Source organism: Actinocorallia aurea, from assembly GCF_054783995.1.
The window spans coordinates 1-18,942 of the sequence record NZ_BAAGPQ010000009.1 but is presented as its reverse complement, the minus strand read 5'-3'; the positions used below and the strand labels follow the sequence as shown (position 1 = coordinate 18,942).

The window sequence follows — 18,942 nt, the reverse complement described above, 5'->3', positions numbered from 1 at the left end:
CGTGACCGACTCCCCCCAGGGCATCGGCACGCTGAAGTTCACCCAGAACGACTGGAACAACAGCGTCTTCTCGATCGTGCAGACGACCGCAGGAACCGGCAAGGTCCGCGTGACGAACAACAGCCCCGGCACCGTCAACGCCGTCATCTCCGTGCGCGGCTACTTCAACGCCGGAACGGGCTCGAACTTCGCGACCATGGCCAGCAAGACGATCGTCGACACCGCGGCCGGCGTCGGCACCGGCGGATCCACCGCGGCGCTCGGCGCCGAGCAGTCCCTGACCTTCGACGCGAGCGGCGCCTCCGGCGTGCCCGTCAGCACGGTCACCGCCGCCGCCCTCCAGATCAAGGCGATCAGCCCGACCAAAGCGGGCTGGATGACCCTCCGCCCCGCCGGCCAGGCCGACCCGTACATCGCCACCCTCCTCTACCAGGCCGGAGAAGACGCAGCGGCCTTCGACCTGACCGCTCCTTCGGCAGACGGCAAGGTCACCATCACCAACCACGGCGACGCCGCCGTCCACCTCCTGATCAGCGTCAGCGGCTACTTCATCAAGCCCATCCCGCAACCGATCCTTGACGTCTACACCCGCCTCAAGGCCAACGGCGGAAGCCTCACCGACGCCGACCGCACCACTCTCGCCTCCTACCCGGAATGGCAGGCGGTCGTCCCCGACATCGACGCGGCCGATGTGGGCGGCGCTGCAGACGTCGAGGTCGCTCCGAACGCCGAAGAGATCGCAGAGGCCAATGAAGACCTGGCCGACGACGACGCAGCACGCAAGATCCCCCCGACGTGCTACCGCGCCGACCGATACATCACCTACCGCAGCTACCTCCGCCAAGTGATCATGCGCTGGCACCACGTCCTGAAGTACTGCTACAAGGGCGGCAAGGTCACCTCGATCAAGGAGCGCTACCCCTACATCACCGACGCGCATTCCTCGATCACCAACAACGGGCTCACCACCGACGCCCAAGGCGGAAAGAAGACCGCGAGCTACTACTCCACGATGCAGGGCTCCCTCACCGCCTGCACGATCATCGTGGGCTGCTACGCGACCTACAACCCCTACGAGCGGTACGCCGTCAACGGGAAGACCGGTAAGTACACCATCCAGCAGAACAAATAGGCAGTGATCTTGTGAAGCTCCTCAGAGCAGTGATCGTCTTCTTCGCCATCATGCTCATCGGGGTGACCGCTCTCCAAGGCGCGATCGCCTACCTCGAACTCGCGCTCCTGCTCGCGATCGCCGCAGCCGGCGCCGCACTGACGTACCGACGTTGGTGACCGGGCCCATGAAGGCCTGAGCACTGCGACGATCCGCAACCAGGTGAGCGACGGTATCGCCCTTCGCCGCCCGAGACGAGGTGCCGGAATGAGAACCATCCCGGCACCTCGTGAGGTACGAAAACTAAATCCGAGCGGGCCGAGGTCGGGCTCGTGAAGGTCAGTAGGGGGCTGGCTCATTGATCACCTGGACTTTGATGGCCCCGCCCGAATCGCTCTACGGGCAAGCCTTCCAGGCTGTCGTCATTAGGTGAATGCCCGACACCCCGAGACGCAGGTGCCGGTACACGCCCGACACCGGGGTGATAAAGCGCGGCTCGGGGCGGTCGTTCACGGGCTCGGGTCGCCGACAGGTAGAAGGGCACTCCGAGCCCGGCGGCAGGAACCTACCCGCGTTCACGGCCGGGTGGTGATCCCCCACGGCCTCGCGCACGTCTCACCGATCATGAGCGAACCCCCCGCCGACGCGGCGACCGCACCGGCACCGCAGGCGCAGGACATCCCCCGGCCCTCCACCGACGAGATCGCCGCGCTGACGGCGATGGAGCGGATGGAGCTGCGCAACCAGGAACGCCAGCTCGCCACCGAGGAACGCCGCTTCGCCGCCGAGGAACGTGAACGCCGCAGCGCCCGCGCCCACCGCCGCATCAACACCATCGCGCTCGTGCTCGGCATCATCGTCGGCGCCGGAACCCTCGTCGGTGCCGTCGTCACCCTGGACGCCACCCAGGACCAGATCCGCATCTCCCAGGAAGCCCTCGTCACCGACCGATACACCAAGACCGCCGAAGCCCTGGCCTCCCCCGACCCCTCCGTCCGCCTCGCGGCGCTGCACGCCTTCGGCCGTCTCATGATCGACTCACCCCGCGACCGGCAGGCCATCACCTCCATCCTCACCGCCTACATCAACCAACGCACCCCCAAGAAGGACGACGGCCCGCCCATGAAGGCAGAGCCCGGAGGCGACCTCGAAGCAGCCATCACCGTCCTAGCCCACCGGCCCGCACCACAACCGCTCTTCAATCTCCAGATGCGCCGCCTCGACCTGAGCCGCGCGAACCTGAGTGGCGCGAACCTGAGCGGCGCGGACCTGCACGGCACGAACCTGGAACGCGCGAACCTGAACGGCGCGAACCTGAACGGCGCGAACCTGGCTGGTGCGAACCTGGCCGGTGCGAACCTCAACGATGCGGACCTGTACGACGCGGACCTGATCGACGCGGACCTGATCGACGCGGACCTGGGCAGCGCTGACCTGAGCAGCGCTGACCTGAGCGACGCGGACCTGAGCAGCGCGAACCTGAGCGACGCGGACCTGCACCGCGCGGACCTGAGCAGCGCGGACCTGAGCGACGCGAACCTGAGCGACGCGGACCTGAGCAGCGCGGACCTGAGCTACGCGAGCCTGGAAGACGCGAACCTGAGCGGCACAGGCCGGACCGAGGGGGACGTGCTTGGTGTACAGCTCGACGAAGCCACCCGCTTCGGGCCCATACCCAGGGAATAGCGGACACGTCGCGGTGATCACCGTGCCTCACTGCGCCGGTCCGCGCGCCGTCAATAAACGATCGAATACTGAGGGCGCCGGACGTCCTCCGACGACCTGGAGCGGCCGCCGTCAGCAACCCTCGTCAGAAACCAGCGGCCCTTTGGGGACCTTCCGGGGCGGGTGCGGCGTCTGATCGGGTGTGAGCGACTCCCAGCGGACCCCTCTGCCCACGACTCCGTCGGCCCTCAGGGAAGAGGGTCGCTTTCCCTGGCGGCGCCTGGGCCGCATCGTCCTGGCCGTCGTCGGGGCGCTGGCGGTGCTGGGCGTGGTGCTGGCGGTGCTCGGGCCGGGCGCGCAGTGGTGGGTCGAGCACGTCGACAAGGTACCCCTGCACGGCAAGGACGCCGTCACCGGCGCCGACCGCCAGGACGTCCTGGACAACGCCCGCGGCCGCCTCGCCGGCATCGCCGCCAGCCTGCTCGCCGCCACGGCGATCTTCTACACCGCGGCGAACGCGGCCTCGGCACGCCGCACCGCCGAAGCCGCCTTCAAGGCCGCCGAGTCCTCCGAGCAGACCACCCGCGCCTCCATCCACAGCGCCGAGGCCGCCATGCGCACCGCCGCAGCTACCGAGCGCGGCCTTGTCACCGGCCGGTTCACCGCGGCCGTCGAACAGCTCGGCTCGAACAAAGCCCCCGTGGAGCTCGGCGGCGTCCACGCCCTGGCCGGGATCGCCGACGACGAACCCAGCATGCGCCAGACCTGCATCGACGTCCTGTGCGCCTACCTGCGCCTGCCCTATGAGCCCGACCCCGGTGACGACCCCGCGCACGCCAGTGCCCGCATGGACTACCGGGCTTTCCGCGAAGTCCGCCACACCATCATCCGCCTCATCGGCAACCACCTCCGCCTACCTGCCGACCACCCCCGCTCGTGGCAAGGTCACGACTTCGACTTCACCGACGTCGTCTTCGACGGCGGCGACCTCCACGGCGCCCGCTTCTCCAGCGGAACCATCAACTTCATAGGTGCGAAGTTCTCCAGCGGCCTGGTCAGCTTCGCGGAAGTGGAGTTCTGCGGCGCTTCTGTCAACTTCGCGCGTGCAGAGATCTCTGGCAGGAGCATCAACTTCTCGCACGCGAAGATCTCCGGCGGGACCGTCAACTTCTCGAACGCGAAAATATCCTATGATTTCGTCAGCTTCTGGCGCGCGACCGTCTCGGGCGGTTGGATCAACTTCTGGCGCATGAGGTTCTCCGGTGGGACGGTCAGCTTTCACGAAGCGTCGTTCAGCGGGGGGCGCGTCGTCTTCGCAGGCCCGGGGCTTCCCAGCGAGGCACTTAAGTTCACCGAAGCATCGTTCTTGGGCGGGACGGTCGACCTCACGCGCGCAAGGTTCTTCGACGGGGATGAACCTCCTGCCGGTATCGAGGCAGACGCTGAGGGCCGGTGGCCTGCGGGCGTGCTGATGCCGACGGACGGGGCAGGCTGAGCACTCCAGACCCTTGTTTTATGGGTGATGGTGGGTTCAAGGGGTCAATGCACCAGTCACAATGATCTTGTTCGATTTGTGGAGGTCTGGTGCGGGATTACGGGTTGTCTGCGGTGCAGCAGGAGGAGCTGTGGTGCAGGTGGCGTGAGGGTGCGTCGTTGCGGCTGATCGCCCGGGAGTTCGGCGTGGGGTTCCAGCATGTGCAGCGGTTCCTGCGGCAGACCGGTGGGATCAAGGTGGCGGCGCCACGTCGATCTCCGCGGCATTTGGCGTCGGCTGAGCGGGAGGAGATCTCCCGTGGCCTGGCGGCGGGGCTGTCAGCTCGTGCGATCGCCGGCCTGCTGGGGCGGAACGCGTCAACGGTGTCTCGGGAGATCCGGCGCAATGGCGGTCGCGAGGCCTATCGGGCGTGTGAGGCCGATGCCGCCGCGGTGCGGCGCTCGCGCCGTCCGAAGCCCGCGAAACTCGCGGCCGATCCGGAGTTGCGCGCCCTGGTGGAGGAGCTGCTCGACCGGCGTTGGTCGCCGGAGCAGGTCAGTGGACGGCTGCGGCTCATGTTCCCGGGCGAGTCCGCCCGGCAGGTCTCCTACGAGACCATCTACCTGTCGTTGTTCGACCCGCGCCGCCGAGCACTGAACCGTGCCCTGACGGCCCGGCTGCGGACCTACCGGGCGATGCGCCACCCGCGAGCACCCCGAAAGCTCAACGGCCAGGGCCAGTCCCGGCACATGCTGCCGATCGGCGCGCGACCGGCCGAAGCCGACGACCGGGCGACCGCAGGCCACTGGGAGGGCGACCTCGTCCTCGGAACGCGGCCATCGGCGATCGCGACCCTGGTCGAGCGCACCAGCCGCTACGTCGAACTGGTCGCCTTGCCCGACGGCCACAAGGCCCACCAGGTCCGGGACCGCCTCACCCAGGCCGCGCTCGCCATACCTGAGCCGCTGCGCCGGTCGATGACCTGGGACCGCGGCGCCGAGATGGCCGAACACCAGGCCTTCACCGCAGCCACGTCGATGCCCGTCTACTTCTGCACCCCGCGCAGCCCGTGGCAGCGAGGCACCAACGAGAACACCAACGGCCTGCTGCGCCAGTACCTGCCCAAACGCCTCGACCTCAAGACGATCCCCCAGGAAGACCTCGACGCCATCGCCGCCGAACTCAACAACCGCCCCCGCAAGACCCACGGCTACCGGACCGCCAACGAGGTCTACGCTGACATCTGCCAACAGGCTGGTGCATTGACCGTCTGAATCCGCCATCGCTTATGAAACGGGTCGCGCGGCGTCAGGCCTGGATCGGCGGGTCCGGCTGACAGGTGCGGGCTGGGGCGGGTTTGATCGGTGGTGTCGGGATCGGGGGATTCCTTCACACGAGGGTGGGCCGGGGTGTCGTTGGGGCGCGGTGTTCTTCATGTGGTCGCGGGCGTGGCCGCGATCGTGGGGGCTGGGATCTGTGTCAACCAGGTCCTGCAGGACGGCAAGTGGAACTGGTGGGCGCTCGGCATCGGCATCGGCGTCGCCGCAGCCGCGGAAGGGCTGAAGCTGTGGCTCGACTCCCGCGCCCAGCCCGCGCCGCCGGTGGGGGATCGGTCGGTGACGGTCGGCAGGGACCTGTCGGGGGTCGCATCGCTGGGCGACGGCGCCGTCATCTCCCAGACGGGCACACCTCCAGCCGAGCGGCCTGCGCCTGCAGCGGCCGCGCCAGCGGCTCCTGTCCCGGGGCAGGGCGGGGCCAGGTCGGTGAGCGCGGGGACTCTGTCGGGGATCGCGTCGCTCGGCAACCACGCTTCCATCACTCAGACGGTGTCGCATCACCATGAGGCGCCGGTACCGCCGCCCTCGCCCGCCGAGGTCTCGGCGCCGGGCGGGCTGGTGCATGTTCCGGTGCAGACGGGCGTGTTCGTGGGCCGTGAGGGCGAGCTGGAGCGGCTCGGCCGTGCATTGGGCGGGCCGGGGCCGGTGGTGGTGGCCGCGGTGGCGGGGTTGGGCGGGGTGGGCAAGTCCACGCTCGCCGCCCACTACGCACTCCAGCAGGCGCGGGCGGGCCGGACGCCGGTGTGGTGGATCACCGCCGACACCCCCACCGACCTGGAGTCCGGTTTGGCCGATCTGGCGGTGGCGTTGCAGCCCGAGACTGCGGGCAGCGAGTTGGAGGTGCTGGCCGGGCGGGCGGTGCTGTGGCTGGCCAGCCACGATGGGTGGCTGCTCGTGCTGGACAACGTCGCCGACCCCGCCGACATCGCCGGCCTGGTGGCCCGGCTGGGGTCGGGGCGGATCGTGGTGACCAGCCGCCTGAACGAGGGCTGGCACCGGCTGCCAGGCCACCACCTCCTGTACCTCAACGTCCTGACCCACGACGAGGCCGTCGACCTCCTCACCCGCCTCGCCCAGCCTCGCGACCCGGACAGCTGGGCGGGGGCTGATGAGCTGGTGGGTGAGCTGGGCTGGCTGCCGCTGGCGATCGACCAGGCCGGCGCCTACCTGCACCAGACCCGCCTCACCCCTGCCGACTACCTTGGGCTGCTGCGTGAGCAGCCGGCCGTCGTGTTCGACCGGGCGGCCCGCGGCGCGGACGCCGAGCGCACCATCGCCCGGATCTGGCGCCTCACCCTCGACCACCTCGCCGCCACCGCCCCCCTGGCCGGGGACCTGCTGCGGATCCTGGCCTGGTTCGCACCCGACACCGTCCCCCGCACCCTCCTCGCCCCGCTCGCCGACACCGCGGAGGTGTCCGAGGCATTGGGCGTGCTCGCCGCCTACAACATGATCACCCTCACCGGCAGCGAGGTCAGCGTGCACCGGCTCGTCCAGACCGTCGCCCGCACCCCCGACCCCACCGACCCCCACCGCCGTCCCGCAGACATCGACACCGCCCGCGACACCACCACCCGCCTGCTCAACGACACACGCCCCCGCTCCACCGAGGACCCTGCCGATTGGCCGGCCTGGCGGATTCTCCTGCCCCACATCCACGCCCTCCTCGACCACGCCGACCCCGCCACCGACACCGCAACCACCTCCCTGCTCACCGACCGGACCGCCAGCTTCCTCGAAGGCCAGGGAGCGCTGAACCACGCCATCGCCTACTACGAGCGAGGCCTCGCCACCGACCAACGGCTCCAGGGTGACGACCACCCCGACACCCTGGCCTCCCGCAACAACCTCGCCGGCGCCTACGAGACGGCAGGGGACCTGGCCCGCGCCATCCCCCTGTACGAACAGACCCTCACCGACTGCGAGCGGGTCCTGGGCGACGACCACCCCTCCACCCTGACCTCCCGCAACAACCTCGCCTACGCCTACCGGTCGGCGGGAGACCTGGCCCGCGCCATCCCCCTGTACGAACAGACCCTCACCGACCGGCAACGCATCCTGGGCGACGACCACCCCGACACCCTGACCTCCCGCAACAACCTCGCCGGCGCCTACCGGTCGGCGGGAGACCTGGCCCGCGCCATCCCCCTGTACGAACAGACCCTCACCGACTGCGAGCGGGTCCTGGGGGCGAATCATCCGACAACGCGGATCGTGCGGGAAAATGTAGAGGCTGCGCGGGCTGCGGGCGAGGTCGGTGGAACCGCGGGGGCCGGGTCGTAGCCGTCGATGGCCGGGGCACGGGTCAGTGGTGTTGGGCGTGTTCGGTGTGGGCGGCTTGGACGGCTTCGGGGTAGGCGCTGGTCTTGTCGTGTTCGGCCAGGGCCCGGTAGCAGCTGGCCAGCGACGGGTTCTGGCCGCGGCGTTTGCCGGTGGGGATGTAGAGATCGCCGCGGATGTCTTCGACGCGCTCGCCGGCGGTGCGGCGGCGCAGCAGGGTGTGGAGCATGTCGTCGGTGATGACGGGGGGCCGGCCGCCGTGGTTGCCCTTGCGGGCGGCGGCATCCAGTCCTTCGAGGGTGGCCTCGCGGATGGCTTCGCGCTCCGTCTCGGCCATGGCGGCGAAGAACGCGAACAGCATCCGGCCCGGCCCGGACCCGGCCGGGTCGTAGATACCGGTGAGCGGGCCGGCGAGCATCTCCAGGATCAAACCGTGGGCGGCGAGGTGGTCGGCGAGCGCTGCGAGCTCCGCGGTGTCGCGGCCGAGCCGTTTCATCTCGTACACGGTGAAGATGACGCGGCAGTGCGGCGCGTGCTCCTTGATCTGGCGGGCGGCGGCGAGCGCGGCCTCGAACTGCGGGCGCACGTTCACCCGGGTCGAGATCTTCTCCGAGAAGATCTTGTCGCGGGGAATCCCGTGCGCGGCGAGCGCGTCGAGTTGCGACTGGAGTTCCTGGGCGAGGGTGGAGCAGCGGGCGTAGCCGATGCGGATGTCGGCGCCCGGCCGGTCGGAGACAACGGGAGCTGGCGGCGGCGTTCCCGGACGCCACGGCTGACCCGGATTCCGGTCGGCCGGGGTCGGCACGCGCAGGACCTTCGCGAGCCGGGCGACTTTCGCGAACCGGCCGGTGTGATACGTCCCGGCCACCGCGCCCGAACGCGACCGACACGGCGAACCGGCATCAACACCGCACCGGGGGCACAGGTGACGCTCGACCTCATCAGCGTCAGAAACGACAAGAGCACCGATAACGGATTCGGTGGCGGATTCTTCGCTTTCGCGCTGTTCGGGGATCTCGACCATGCCCAGATGCTCTCACAAACATTTCTTACAAGCCTGCGGATCGCAGGTTTGCATGAGAACGAGTTCTGAGAAAGTTCCGGCCCGAGAATCGGACATTTCTCCTGGCGTCGGCACAGGGCTCGGGGTGTTCTCAGAAACGAGCGTTTACGAGAAGAACCCTGGTTACTCGTCGAACTCGCTCAACAACTCCCGCGCACGGACGAACGCCTTCCTCGCCTTGATCAACCGGCCTCGCTTTCGCAGCGCGCTCCCCAGGTTGTTCAGCGCCACGCCTTCGCTGTGCCGGTCATCGGTCTCCTGGAAGATGGTGGCGGCCTGCTGGTGCGCGTCGATCGCCTCCTCAAACCGCCGCACCTGCCGCAGCGTGAGCCCCAGATTGTTCAACGCCGAGCCTTCGCTGTGCCGGTCATCGGTCTCCTGGAAGATGGTGGCGGCCTGCTGGTGCGCGTCGATCGCCTCCTCAAACCGCCGCACCTGCCGCAGCGCGCTCCCCAGATTGCCCAGCGCCACGCCTTCGCCGTGCCGGTCATCGGTCTCCCGACAGATCTGTGCATCCTGTTCGTGCGCGTCGATCGCCTCCTCAAACCGCCGCACCTCCTGCAGCGCGCCCCCCAGGTTGTTCAACGCCGAGCCCTCGTGGTACCGGTCACCAATCTCCCGGAAGATGGCGGCGGCCTGCTGGTAGGCGTCGATCGCCTCCTCAAGCCTGCGCATTCCCCACAGCGTGAGCCCCAGATTGCCCAGCGCCACGCCCTCGCTGTGCCGGTCGCCGATCTCCCGGAAGATGATGGCGACCTGCTGGTGCGCGTCGATCGCCTCCTCAAACCGCCGCACCTTCGTTGCCAGCGCGCTCCCCAGATTGCCTAGCGCCTTGGCCTCGCCGTGCCGGTCATCGGTCTCCCGGAAGATGGTGGCGGCCTGCTGGTGCGCGTCGATCGCCTCCTCGAACCGCCGCACCTGCTGCAGCGCGCCCCCCAGGTTATTCAACGCTCCGGCCTCGCCGTGTCGGTCGCCGATCTCTCGGAAGGTGATGGCGGCTTGTTCGTGCGCGTCGATCGCCTCCTCAAACCGCCGCACCTGCCGCAGCGCGCTCCCCAGGTTGTTCAGCGCCACGCCTTCGCTGTGCCGGTCATCGGTCTCCTGGAAGATGGTGGCGGCCTGCTGGTGCGCGTCGATCGCCTCCTCAAACCGCCGCACCTGCCGCAGCGCGCTCCCCAGATTGCCCAGCGCCACGCCCTCGCCGCGCCGGTCGCCGATCTCCCGAAAGATGATGGCGACCTGCTGGTGCGCGTCGATCGCCTCCTCAAACCGCCACACATCCGCCAACGCGAGCCCCAGATTGTTCAACGCCGAGCCTTCGCCGCGCCGGTCACCGATCTCCCGACAGATGGTGCCAGCCTGCTGGTGCGCGTCGATCGCCTCCTCAAACCGCCGCACCTGCTGCAGCGCGCCCCCCAGGTTATTCAACGCGATGGATTCAGCGCGTAGGTCGCCGAAGTGTTCGGCTTGGTGGAGGGCGGTGATGGTGAGGGTGATCCAGAGGTTGAAGTGGCGTCGCCAGGCCAGGTAATCGACCAGGGTGAGGGGGAGGTCGCGGGCGAGTTCGCGGTGGTGGTCGCTGGTGGGTTCAGTGGTGATGGCGGCGGTGAGGTTGTCGAGTTCGGCGTCCAGCCAGGCCAGGGCGCTGTCGCGGTCGGGGAAGGCGGTGGACGCCGGGTCTCCGCTGGTGGGCGGTTCGAGGTGGACGGTGGCCTGCTGGGCGGTGGTCTGGTAGTGGTCCAGCAGCCGAATGAGGGCGTGGGCGCGGTCGGCGTCGTTGTCGGGCAGGTGGTGGGCGTACAGGCGGAGCAGGTCATGCAGCCGCCAGCGCTGCTCGCCGCCCGGAAGGGCGGGTGAGGGTTCGATGAGGTGGGCGTCGGCGAGGTCTTCCAGCGCGTGCCGGGCGCTGGTGGCATCGAGGCTGGCGAGGGCGGCGGCGGTGCTGGTGGAGATGTCGGGGCCGGGATTGACGGGCAGGAGAGTGAACAGCCGTTGCCGGTCGGCGGCAAGCCGCTGGTAGGACAGGTCGAACACCGCGGCCAGGGTGCCCTGATGGTCGCGCAGTTCACTCAGCCGCTGCGCGGCAGGCCGCAGGATGTCAGCGAGGGCGGCCGTGGTCAGGTGGGGGTTGCGGGCCAGGAGTGCGGCCGCGATCTGCAACGCCAGCGGCAGCCCACCGCACAACCCGGCCAACTCTTGTGCGGCCTGCGGATCGTCGGCCAGGCGCGTGTCACCGGGCAGGCGCGCCCGTAGGGCGTTGGTCATCAGGTGAACGGCCTCATCTGCGGGGAGAGTGTCAAGGTCGATCTGACGGGCGTCCAGGCGGGCCAAGCGCTGGCGGCTGGTCACGATCGCCCGGCAGGCCGGATGCCCCGGCAGCAGCCTCCGCGCCTGTCCGGTGTCGGAGACGTTGTCGATGAACACCAGTACCGGACGGCCGGAGTTCGCGTACCCCTCCAGCACCGACCGGTACAGCACCAGCCGCTCGCCGGCGTCGGCCGGAATGTGCTCGTCCGGCACCGCCATCGCCCGCAAGAACCCCGCCACCACCCCATCGACGTCCCGCGGCTCCTCACGGTCGTAGCCGAGCATGTCCACGAACAGCACCCCGCCGGCCAGCCAGCCCCGATCCAGCGCGGTCCGGGCCGCCAGCACCCCCAGAGCGGTCTTGCCGACACCCCCCATCCCGCCCACCGCCGACACCACCACCGCACCACCAGCCCCGCCACCCGCGGAAGCCGCGGGAACAGGGTGCGGGGCCAGCACCTCCAGCAACTCCTCCAGATTCTGACCGCGGCCGGTGAACGACGACTCCACCGCGGGCAGGCCCGCCATCGCCGCCGTCAACTGCACCGGCAGCTGCAACACCACATGCTCGCCCTGGACGATCACCCCGAGGTTGAACGTCCCGGTGACCGTGTTGCGGACCTCGCCCACCGCCTCAGCCCTGCCCAGCCGCGCCGTCAGCAGGACCGGCGTCCTGCGCTGGCGGGCCGGTTGGGGGAGCCGGCGGCAGGGGCGGGTAACTGATCGTGTGCCCCTGGATGAGGGTGCCGCTGTTCGTCGTGTGGGTGACCGTGTTCGACACCGAACCGGGCGCCGGTGCCCCGCCGGACGACTCCGGCCCCGCTGAGCCCGGACCGGGCGCACCCGGCCGGCCGCCCTGCGCCGCTTCCCGGCGGCCGCGGACTTCACCAGACACAGCCAGCCCGATACCGGCCACCGTCAGGAACATCGACACCACGCCCGCAACCCAGCCCGCCTTCTCCCACCCCAACGTCGCCAGATACACCGCCAACCCACCCACCGCCGCACCCACGACGATCCCACCCGACCACTTCAACCCATTCGACGACATGGCCACATCATCCCGCCACAACAAGATCACAGACGGTGGTCTGAGCGAACCGCGCAGACCGGTGAAGGCCAACTCGTGCACAGGACTTCAGACATCCGTGCAGGGCACTTCGAGAATCGACAGCATAAGCGCTGGTTCCTGTACCGATCCTCCTCGCGGGCCGGTCTCACAGAAATGACCAGTTCTGCGAGGTCAGCGCAACGCCATGACGGGGAGCGTTCTTCCAGCTCGCCGTTCGCAGAAGTCCTCTCACAACCACGGCGTTCTGCGAGACAGTTTTGAGTGGGACGCTGACCAGAACAGACGCTCTACTTTGGGGCTGGGGCCACGTTCGGGAGCGGAGAGCCGGTCCGGCACGCGGCTCAGGTCGTCGTGGCGCCGGTCCTCGTACCGGCCAGGATCACGGAAGAACTCCTCGGACTGATCGACGACCAGGAGCAGGCGCTGCCGTCCGGGCACAACGCCGCAGGCCTGTGCCTCAGCGCGAAGGCCCTGGCGGAGTAGCAGCGTGGCGGGGCCACCCCCGCGCGCTCGGTGTCCGCCTCCGTGAACTTCCCCTGCGGGCCACCCCCGATCCGCGCCATGTTGAGCCATAAATGGCTCGATCTTCGCGTCTTCCGCGCCTGGAGAGACACTGATCGGCCACATTAGACGGCAACTCTCATAGCCGATCATTTACCTGTTGTTCATCTCGCTGCTACCGTGACCGCACGGTCGGCCGACTGCGAAAAATCCCCTCAGCCAGACGGAGTTTCCGCATGTCCGCATCGGCCTTTCCCCGCTCTCCCCGCATTCGTGCGCTCCTGACATCGGTCCTCGTGGCGACCGGTGTGGTCGTGGCCGGCCAGTCCCCGGCCGCCGCGGAGCTGGCCTCCACCGACCCGGCCGCGTCCGCCACTCCCGTGCACACCACGTACGCCCTGTTCAAAGGCGGTTTTGAGGAGTCGCTAAACAATCTGAGCTACCACTCGTTCCGCATTCCGGCGATCGTGCGAGCGAAGAACGGCAACCTCCTGGCGTTCGCCGAAGGCCGCGCCGCGAGCAATCGCGACTGGGGCAACATCAACGTCCTGTACAAGATCGGCACGAACAACGGCGCAGCGGCCTCGGACTGGTCGAGCCTCAAGGAGGCCGTCGGGGCGGGCCAGGGCACCTGGGGAAACCCCACGCCGGTGGTCGACCAGTCGGACGGCACCATCTACCTCTTCTTGTCGGGCAACGCCGCGGACAAGAGCGAGAAGGGCGACACCGACCCCAACACCGGTATCCCCACCACCGCGATCACCGCATGGGGTGACCGGCGCGTCTACGCGATGAAGAGCGTCAACCACGGAGCGACCTTCACCGGCCTGAACGGTGAGGCTCTGCCGACCGATCTCACCGAGGAGCTGCTGCCGCACACCAAGGACGACGGAAGCATCTGGAAGTGGGACGCGGTGGGGCCCGGCAACGGGATCTACACCAGCGACGGCACGCTGGTGATCCCGGCGACGCATCGCAACATCTACAGCACCGACCACGGACAGACCTGGCACGTGCAGAAGCTCGGCGAGGAGACGAGCGAGGGGGCGATCGCCCAGTTCACCGACGCCGCGGGAACCCTGTACCGCAACGACAGGCCCACCAACACGACGTGGGACGACGGCGCCAAACGGCGCTACTCCGCACGCGGCTCGATCGCCGGCGGCTTCAGTGCGTTCCACGCCGAGGACGTCCTGTACGACCCCAAAGTCCAGGGCTCGCTGCTGCAGTACAACAGCGACACCACCCACGAACGGACCCTCTTCCTGAACTCGGCGAGCACGCTGTCCATCGGCGACGGCGGCCGGGAGAAGATGAAGATCCGGATCAGCTACAACAACGACGCCACGAACGTCATCGACTGGGAGGTCGGCCGCCCGTTCAGCGACGGTCCCGCTCCCGCCGACCCCAGCGGAGTCCTCGGTCCAGAAGGCGGCTACTCCAGCTTGGCCAAGTCGGCCGACAACCGCATCGTCGCCCTGGTGGAGACGAACCCGAACGGTGCCAACCGGTCGATCATCTTGCGCAAGTTCAACCTCGCCTGGATCCTCAACGGATGACGTGCTCGGCCCGGCCGGTCAGCTCGGACCGGCCGGGCCGCCGGGCCGGTCCAGCAGGTCGGCGGGGTAGAGCCGGGCGTGCAGCGAGGTCTCCAGCCGGGCGAGGGTCGCCAGATCCGGGTAGACCTCACCGCGGGTGATGCGGCCGATGGTGGCCTGGGCAATGCCCGAGCGCGCCGCGACATCTCGCTGGCTGAGCCCTTGGAGCGTCATCTCGGCCAGGAGCCGGCGCGCGAGCTCCAGCCCGTAGCGGGCGCCCACAGGGCAGTCGTAGGCCAGTTCGGCCTTGGGCCAGCGGCCCGACACCACGTAGTGGCGCGGAACCTCGTCGGAGCGCACGTGTGCCACCCTCCCTTCGCCCCGGCCAGACGACTGGCACCGGATCCTCCATGATGCGGCGTGGGGCGGCCGTCCGGTGCGGCCGCTTCACCCGAGTCATGAACGGTTCATGTGATCAACCTCAGTGCGCCCCGAACGAGCCATCAACGGTTCACCTTGCCGGGGCTCGAACCTCCCCGCCTGCTCGCGCGGGAGAGCATGCACGGCATGGACAGGCAACCCGATTCCCACGCGCACGCGGGGAGCAAGGTTCGCTGTTTCCGCCCGATACACGGGCCACCCCCGCCTGACCGACTCTCCATCCGCGATGTGCTGGCCTCCTATATCCGCGAGCACGACCCCGCGCCCACCGTCGAATACGACGAACTGCCCGACGAGCCCGACACCGATGTCCAGGCCGCCCTCTCCGTCCTCGCCCGCCGGCCCGCCGACCCCGCCGGAGCCCCTACCCTGGACCTCCACGGCATCCGCACGCCCAACGGTTCCCTGTCCGCGGCGAACCTGGTCGGCGCCAACCTGAACGAGACGACCCTGTACAGCGCGGAACTGGCCGGGGCGGGGTTACGCGATTCGAGCCTGCGCGACGCGGGCTTGGCCGACGCGAACCTGCACACTGCGGACCTACGCGGTGCGAACCTGAACAAAGCAGACCTGAACCTCACGAATCTGCACGATGCGAACTTGCGAGGCGCGGACCTGAGCGGTGCGAAACTGCAAGATGCAGACCTGCGGGGCGCGGACCTGCGCGGAGTCCGGGGAATCTCCGAAGAGAAGATCCGGCAGTTCGCCAAGACCGACAACGAGACCCTATTCGGGCAGCTGCCCGGGGCATAACCTGACGCCTTTCTCCGAGCGCCCTGGTTCGGGTGCCCCTCACCGGTTCGTGAAGGGAGCACGCCACGCGTTTCGGCCAAGGCCACGGCGAGCGGCCCCCACACGTGACCGATGAGTGGTCTCCACAAGGGGTGCCTTGGCCACCACAGGAACAAGGTGCACGCCGATCCAGGCAGTGCCGACGGCGACGTCGGCCGCGACTACGATGGTGCCCCGGTGCGCTCGGTGACGGCGAGGACGTCGTCGCGGTGCGCCTCGGCGGCCAAAAGCGTTCCAGGGCGTCGAGCGCGGGGCCCGCCTGTCGTCGAGGACCGCGGCGAGCTCGTTGACCGCTCCGGTGAAGATCTCCCGATCCGTGATGCCGAGCGCGCGAGCATCGGCGTCGGCAGCAGCCTTGACGGCGGCCTGGGCTGCGCCGGCGAGCCGGTCCCAGATGGCCTTCAGCCGATGGATCTCAGACCGGAACGGTTCGTCATCGTCACGAGGGGCACTCACGCAGGAAGCCTAGCCGCGAGAGGGCGTTCAATCCGGGCGGTTGGGCCCGACGGAGCAGCGTCGCGCCCTGCCCCGGGATCGCCAACGGCGATGAGGTCCAGCTGTTCTGGAACCCGGCCGGCGCGGGCCACGTGCAAAAGATCCCGATCACGGCCGTCGGTCGGCATCCAGGGCCGCGTCGCACCGTCCCCTTCACCGCCTGACCGCAGACCAGAAGCACCTGGCGGCAGCGCACCGGGCTGGCCGCCGCGCCACAGTGCGGTACGGGCCGGGTGACTGATCGGTATCCGTGCACGGTCGTGCGGCTCCTGGGCGGGCCTGCCTACGGTCTCCAGTATGGATCGACTCGGAGTCCCAGCTCTCGCCCGCCTGCTGTCGGTGTCCGTGTCCGAGGCACGACGGCTGATCGGCGAGCCGGGCTTCCCCGACGTCGATGGAGAGGCCGATGGCCAGAAGTTCTGGGACGAGACCAGGGTGCTGCGGTGGGCCGCGGGCCAGGGCGGGGCGCTGGCCGAGCAGGCTCCGCTGCTGTACCGGCCCTCATCCGGTAGCCCAGCCCCGTATCTGGGCGCCGCCGTCGACGGCCGCGACGTCGTGATGGCATGGGACACCGAGGTCGGCAAGCTCGGGTTCGTCTACACCACCGCCGACCCCTACTCGACCGCGGCCATGCGCAGCGCGCAGGCGCGGCTCATCGACGTGAGCGAGGCAGCGGTCCTGGTCGGCGTGCACGGCGGCGAGTGGAACGGCCTGCACGCACCGGAGCTGCGGGCGGTTGACGCCGCACGCCCGGACCGCCCCTACCTGCCCCAGTGGATGGACGTGCAGCGGCTTCTCGGGACCCCGGTCCCCTACTGGATTCACGGCCTGGCCCACCCACAGGACATCACCGCGTGGAAGCCGGGTGACCCCGTCTTGACGACGCACGCGATCCGCTCGTCCCTGGACACCGGGCCACTGCTGCGCCTGCACTCCCGCGAGGAGGACGGCTCCACCGCCGGGCAGGCCGCGCTCGCTCTGGCCCGCGAGGTCGACCAGAAGTACACCAAAGAAGTGTGCGGGGAAATCGAGAGCCTGGACCGCGCCTTCGATCGGGCGGCGATCCACCTGGTCGCCATCACCGCGCCGCCCCCGCAGACGACCACGCCGGACGAGGTCGTGCTGCGCGACGGGTGGGCGCAGATCCTCTCGCGCCGCGACCACCTCGCCCACCAGTGCGTCGAGGTCGCGAGGATGTGGGACGGCGGGAAGTTCTTCCCCTACACCACCGTCGCCGAGCTCCGGCCCGATCGCTGCGTGTACTCCGCTGAGTTCATCGCCCGGCTCCAGCCCGCCGTGCCGACCGTCGGCCACACCATCTGCAGAACGCCGGCCACACGCACGTGGAACGACCCCGCCACCGACGCGCCGGCCGCCGCAGGGCTGGGCGAGCTCGTCTACGCGGCCATCCCGCTCCGCCTCCCCACGACGTCACAGCTCTCCCAGGTCATCCTGCACAGGCGCCAGGTGTGGGTCCGCACCGGTGACGGCACCCTCTACCTTGCGCCCGCGCACGCTGGCAACGGCATCCTGTGGGGATACAGCGGTGGCGGCCCCCGCACCCTCGCCCAGCTCCTCCACCGGCTCCTCGACGACATCACCGCTCCCGCCCCCCGCACCAGTGACCCCGACGACGACGTGCCCCGCGGCCTGACCGACCTGATCATCCACACGCCCCGGGACGCTGGGGCCGTCTACAGCCGCGCGGACCTGGTCGCGGCCTGCCGGGGCGCATGAGGTCACCAGCTCATGCGCAGGTCCTCCTCGTGTAGTCGGCGGGTCACGTGGCCGAGCACGTCGCCGATGGCGCGGGGCGTCAGGGGCCGCAGCAGCGCCATGATCTGCTCGACCTCCTCGGTCGGCTCGCTCACCGCTGTGGGCCGGTACGGCGGGGCGGGCAGGCGCGTTCGCGCCGCCTCGGGAAGGCCGTGCTCGACGGCCACGCGCAGCACGAGGGCCTTGACCCATGCCTCCCGCTCGTCACGGTGCTCGAACAGGCCGGGCCACTCCTGCTCGATGCGCGCCTTCGCCGCATCGATCAAGACCCGCATCTTCTCCCGGTAGAAGGCCTCGCGCGCTCGCCACTGGCTGGGCCGGTCCCCGTCCGGATGGTGGGGATGCACCAGTTCGGTCCACCGCTCGGCAAACTCCTGCATCGCCTCGGTCGTCTCGAGGCTCGACATGCTGCGCTGGGACGACTCGCTCCGGCCGAACGGCAACTGGGGGGTAGGCATGAGCCCATCCAACCGTCCCCGCCGCGGCACGCCCAGCCGAGCCGCATGGGAAGATAGAGTCTCATCGCCCCTGTGAGGGGAACCACCCGACCGTGATCAGCTTCGGGAGCCCTCATGGATACAACCGTGTCGCGGCCGTACACCGCCTACAAGATCGGCGAGGAACTCGCTTATCCCGACGGCGCGTGGATCGTGACCAGAGCCTGGCACATGGACGTCGAAGACGGCAGCTCGTTCCACATGCCGTTCGACGAGGGCCGGGTCTACTTCGCCGAGGTACGCCGTGCAGGGCCTGGGGAAGCGCCCGTCACCGAGGCCCGGGTCGAAGCCAAGCGGATCGGCTCCCTCATGGACGACTCGGTGTTCCTGTGGGCGAGCTCCTGGTTTCCCGACCTGGAAGGCCCGCTGCCCGGGGGCGTATCCCGCGTCGACCGCGATCAGACGAGCCTCCGGGACCTGGCCGCTCTGCCGTTCTACCTCGCCGAGACCTTCGTCCCCCACCGCGTCACCGACCCCCGCCAGGCCCTGTTCCGCAACCACGTGCGCGTCGACGCCGACGCCAGCATCATTTAGAACTCCTAACAAAATGTGTCTATCGGGCGACGTGTGGTGACGTGATGGTGTTGCATCCG

General features: G+C 69.2%; 17 protein-coding genes. 11 read left to right on the top strand and 6 right to left on the bottom strand.

The features are described from left to right. Nucleotide 1 precedes the first annotated feature (1 nt). The 6 genes from ACYVOM_RS11215 (at nucleotide 2) to ACYVOM_RS11190 (ending at nucleotide 7,870) form a co-directional block, all read left to right on the top strand. Nucleotides 2-1,132, top strand: coding sequence for a hypothetical protein (locus ACYVOM_RS11215; protein ID WP_460303222.1), 1,131 nt, complete (start codon nucleotides 2-4; stop codon nucleotides 1,130-1,132). Between the two features lie 11 nt (nucleotides 1,133-1,143). Next, nucleotides 1,144-1,290, top strand: coding sequence for a hypothetical protein (locus ACYVOM_RS11210; protein ID WP_460303221.1), 147 nt, complete (start codon nucleotides 1,144-1,146; stop codon nucleotides 1,288-1,290). Nucleotides 1,291-1,735: 445 nt separating this feature from the next. After that, nucleotides 1,736-2,797 carry a pentapeptide repeat-containing protein gene (locus ACYVOM_RS11205; RefSeq protein ID WP_460303220.1) on the top strand — a complete coding sequence of 354 codons (1,062 nt, stop codon included), beginning with the start codon at nucleotides 1,736-1,738 and terminating at the stop codon, nucleotides 2,795-2,797. Between the two features lie 307 nt (nucleotides 2,798-3,104). Beyond that, nucleotides 3,105-4,271 (top strand): pentapeptide repeat-containing protein, encoded by a 1,167-nt coding sequence (locus tag ACYVOM_RS11200; protein WP_460303219.1) that lies wholly within the window; start codon nucleotides 3,105-3,107, stop codon nucleotides 4,269-4,271. Nucleotides 4,272-4,360: 89 nt separating this feature from the next. Next, complete coding sequence (locus ACYVOM_RS11195; RefSeq protein WP_460303218.1) at nucleotides 4,361-5,524, top strand: IS30 family transposase; 1,164 nt, start codon at nucleotides 4,361-4,363, stop codon at nucleotides 5,522-5,524. Between the two features lie 174 nt (nucleotides 5,525-5,698). Beyond that, nucleotides 5,699-7,870 carry a tetratricopeptide repeat protein gene (locus ACYVOM_RS11190; RefSeq protein ID WP_460303217.1) on the top strand — a complete coding sequence of 724 codons (2,172 nt, stop codon included), beginning with the start codon at nucleotides 5,699-5,701 and terminating at the stop codon, nucleotides 7,868-7,870. A 22-nt stretch (nucleotides 7,871-7,892) separates the two neighbouring features. Here ACYVOM_RS11190 and ACYVOM_RS11185 read toward each other — a convergent pair whose 3' ends face one another. The 3 genes from ACYVOM_RS11185 to ACYVOM_RS11175 form a co-directional block, all read right to left on the bottom strand. Further along, nucleotides 7,893-8,891 (bottom strand): recombinase family protein, encoded by a 999-nt coding sequence (locus ACYVOM_RS11185; protein ID WP_460303216.1) that lies wholly within the window; start codon nucleotides 8,889-8,891, stop codon nucleotides 7,893-7,895. Between the two features lie 162 nt (nucleotides 8,892-9,053). After that, nucleotides 9,054-11,867: a tetratricopeptide repeat protein gene (locus ACYVOM_RS11180; protein ID WP_460303215.1), complete on the bottom strand. Its 2,814-nt coding sequence runs from the start codon at nucleotides 11,865-11,867 to the stop codon at nucleotides 9,054-9,056. Nucleotides 11,868-11,871: 4 nt separating this feature from the next. Next, nucleotides 11,872-12,369 (bottom strand): hypothetical protein, encoded by a 498-nt coding sequence (locus ACYVOM_RS11175; protein WP_460303214.1) that lies wholly within the window; start codon nucleotides 12,367-12,369, stop codon nucleotides 11,872-11,874. 291 nt (nucleotides 12,370-12,660) lie between these two features. Here ACYVOM_RS11175 and ACYVOM_RS11170 point away from each other — a divergent pair, with 291 nt between their 5' ends. Both ACYVOM_RS11170 and ACYVOM_RS11165 read left to right on the top strand, forming a co-directional pair. Next, nucleotides 12,661-12,792, top strand: coding sequence for a hypothetical protein (locus tag ACYVOM_RS11170; RefSeq protein WP_460303213.1), 132 nt, complete (start codon nucleotides 12,661-12,663; stop codon nucleotides 12,790-12,792). 314 nt (nucleotides 12,793-13,106) lie between these two features. Further along, complete coding sequence (locus tag ACYVOM_RS11165; RefSeq protein WP_460303212.1) at nucleotides 13,107-14,369, top strand: sialidase family protein; 1,263 nt, start codon at nucleotides 13,107-13,109, stop codon at nucleotides 14,367-14,369. Nucleotides 14,370-14,387: 18 nt separating this feature from the next. Here the strand turns inward: ACYVOM_RS11165 and ACYVOM_RS11160 are convergent, their stop codons facing one another. After that, entirely contained in the window at nucleotides 14,388-14,708 is a 321-nt protein-coding gene (locus ACYVOM_RS11160) for a helix-turn-helix domain-containing protein (RefSeq protein WP_460303211.1), read from the bottom strand. A gap of 309 nt (nucleotides 14,709-15,017) precedes the next feature. On the opposite strand from ACYVOM_RS11160, the gene ACYVOM_RS11155 reads away from it, so the two are divergent. Continuing rightward, nucleotides 15,018-15,542, top strand: a complete 525-nt coding sequence (locus ACYVOM_RS11155) for a pentapeptide repeat-containing protein (RefSeq protein WP_460303210.1) — start codon at nucleotides 15,018-15,020, stop codon at nucleotides 15,540-15,542. Nucleotides 15,543-15,581: 39 nt separating this feature from the next. Here the strand turns inward: ACYVOM_RS11155 and ACYVOM_RS11150 are convergent, their stop codons facing one another. Next, nucleotides 15,582-16,037, bottom strand: a complete 456-nt coding sequence (locus ACYVOM_RS11150) for a hypothetical protein (protein WP_460303209.1) — start codon at nucleotides 16,035-16,037, stop codon at nucleotides 15,582-15,584. A 336-nt stretch (nucleotides 16,038-16,373) separates the two neighbouring features. Between ACYVOM_RS11150 and ACYVOM_RS11145 the strand changes: the two genes are divergently transcribed. Next, on the top strand, nucleotides 16,374-17,813 hold the full coding sequence (locus ACYVOM_RS11145) for a hypothetical protein (protein ID WP_460303208.1): 1,440 nt from the start codon (nucleotides 16,374-16,376) through the stop codon (nucleotides 17,811-17,813). A 2-nt stretch (nucleotides 17,814-17,815) separates the two neighbouring features. On the opposite strand, the gene ACYVOM_RS11140 is transcribed toward ACYVOM_RS11145, so the two are convergent. Next, nucleotides 17,816-18,310, bottom strand: coding sequence for a hypothetical protein (locus ACYVOM_RS11140; protein WP_460303207.1), 495 nt, complete (start codon nucleotides 18,308-18,310; stop codon nucleotides 17,816-17,818). Nucleotides 18,311-18,424: 114 nt separating this feature from the next. Here ACYVOM_RS11140 and ACYVOM_RS11135 point away from each other — a divergent pair, with 114 nt between their 5' ends. After that, nucleotides 18,425-18,883 (top strand): hypothetical protein, encoded by a 459-nt coding sequence (locus ACYVOM_RS11135; protein WP_460303206.1) that lies wholly within the window; start codon nucleotides 18,425-18,427, stop codon nucleotides 18,881-18,883. Nucleotides 18,884-18,942: the final 59 nt, after the last annotated feature.

Excerpts from the sequence above, each read along its gene's own strand:
- ACYVOM_RS11205 (WP_460303220.1), top strand. The coding sequence starts at position 1,736 with ATGAGCGAACCCCCCGCCGACGCGGCGACCGCACCGGCACCGCAGGCG.
- ACYVOM_RS11185 (WP_460303216.1), bottom strand. The coding sequence starts at position 8,891 with ATGGTCGAGATCCCCGAACAGCGCGAAAGCGAAGAATCCGCCACCGAA.
- ACYVOM_RS11145 (WP_460303208.1), top strand. The coding sequence starts at position 16,374 with ATGGATCGACTCGGAGTCCCAGCTCTCGCCCGCCTGCTGTCGGTGTCC.
- ACYVOM_RS11140 (WP_460303207.1), bottom strand. The coding sequence starts at position 18,310 with ATGCCTACCCCCCAGTTGCCGTTCGGCCGGAGCGAGTCGTCCCAGCGC.
- ACYVOM_RS11135 (WP_460303206.1), top strand. The coding sequence starts at position 18,425 with ATGGATACAACCGTGTCGCGGCCGTACACCGCCTACAAGATCGGCGAG.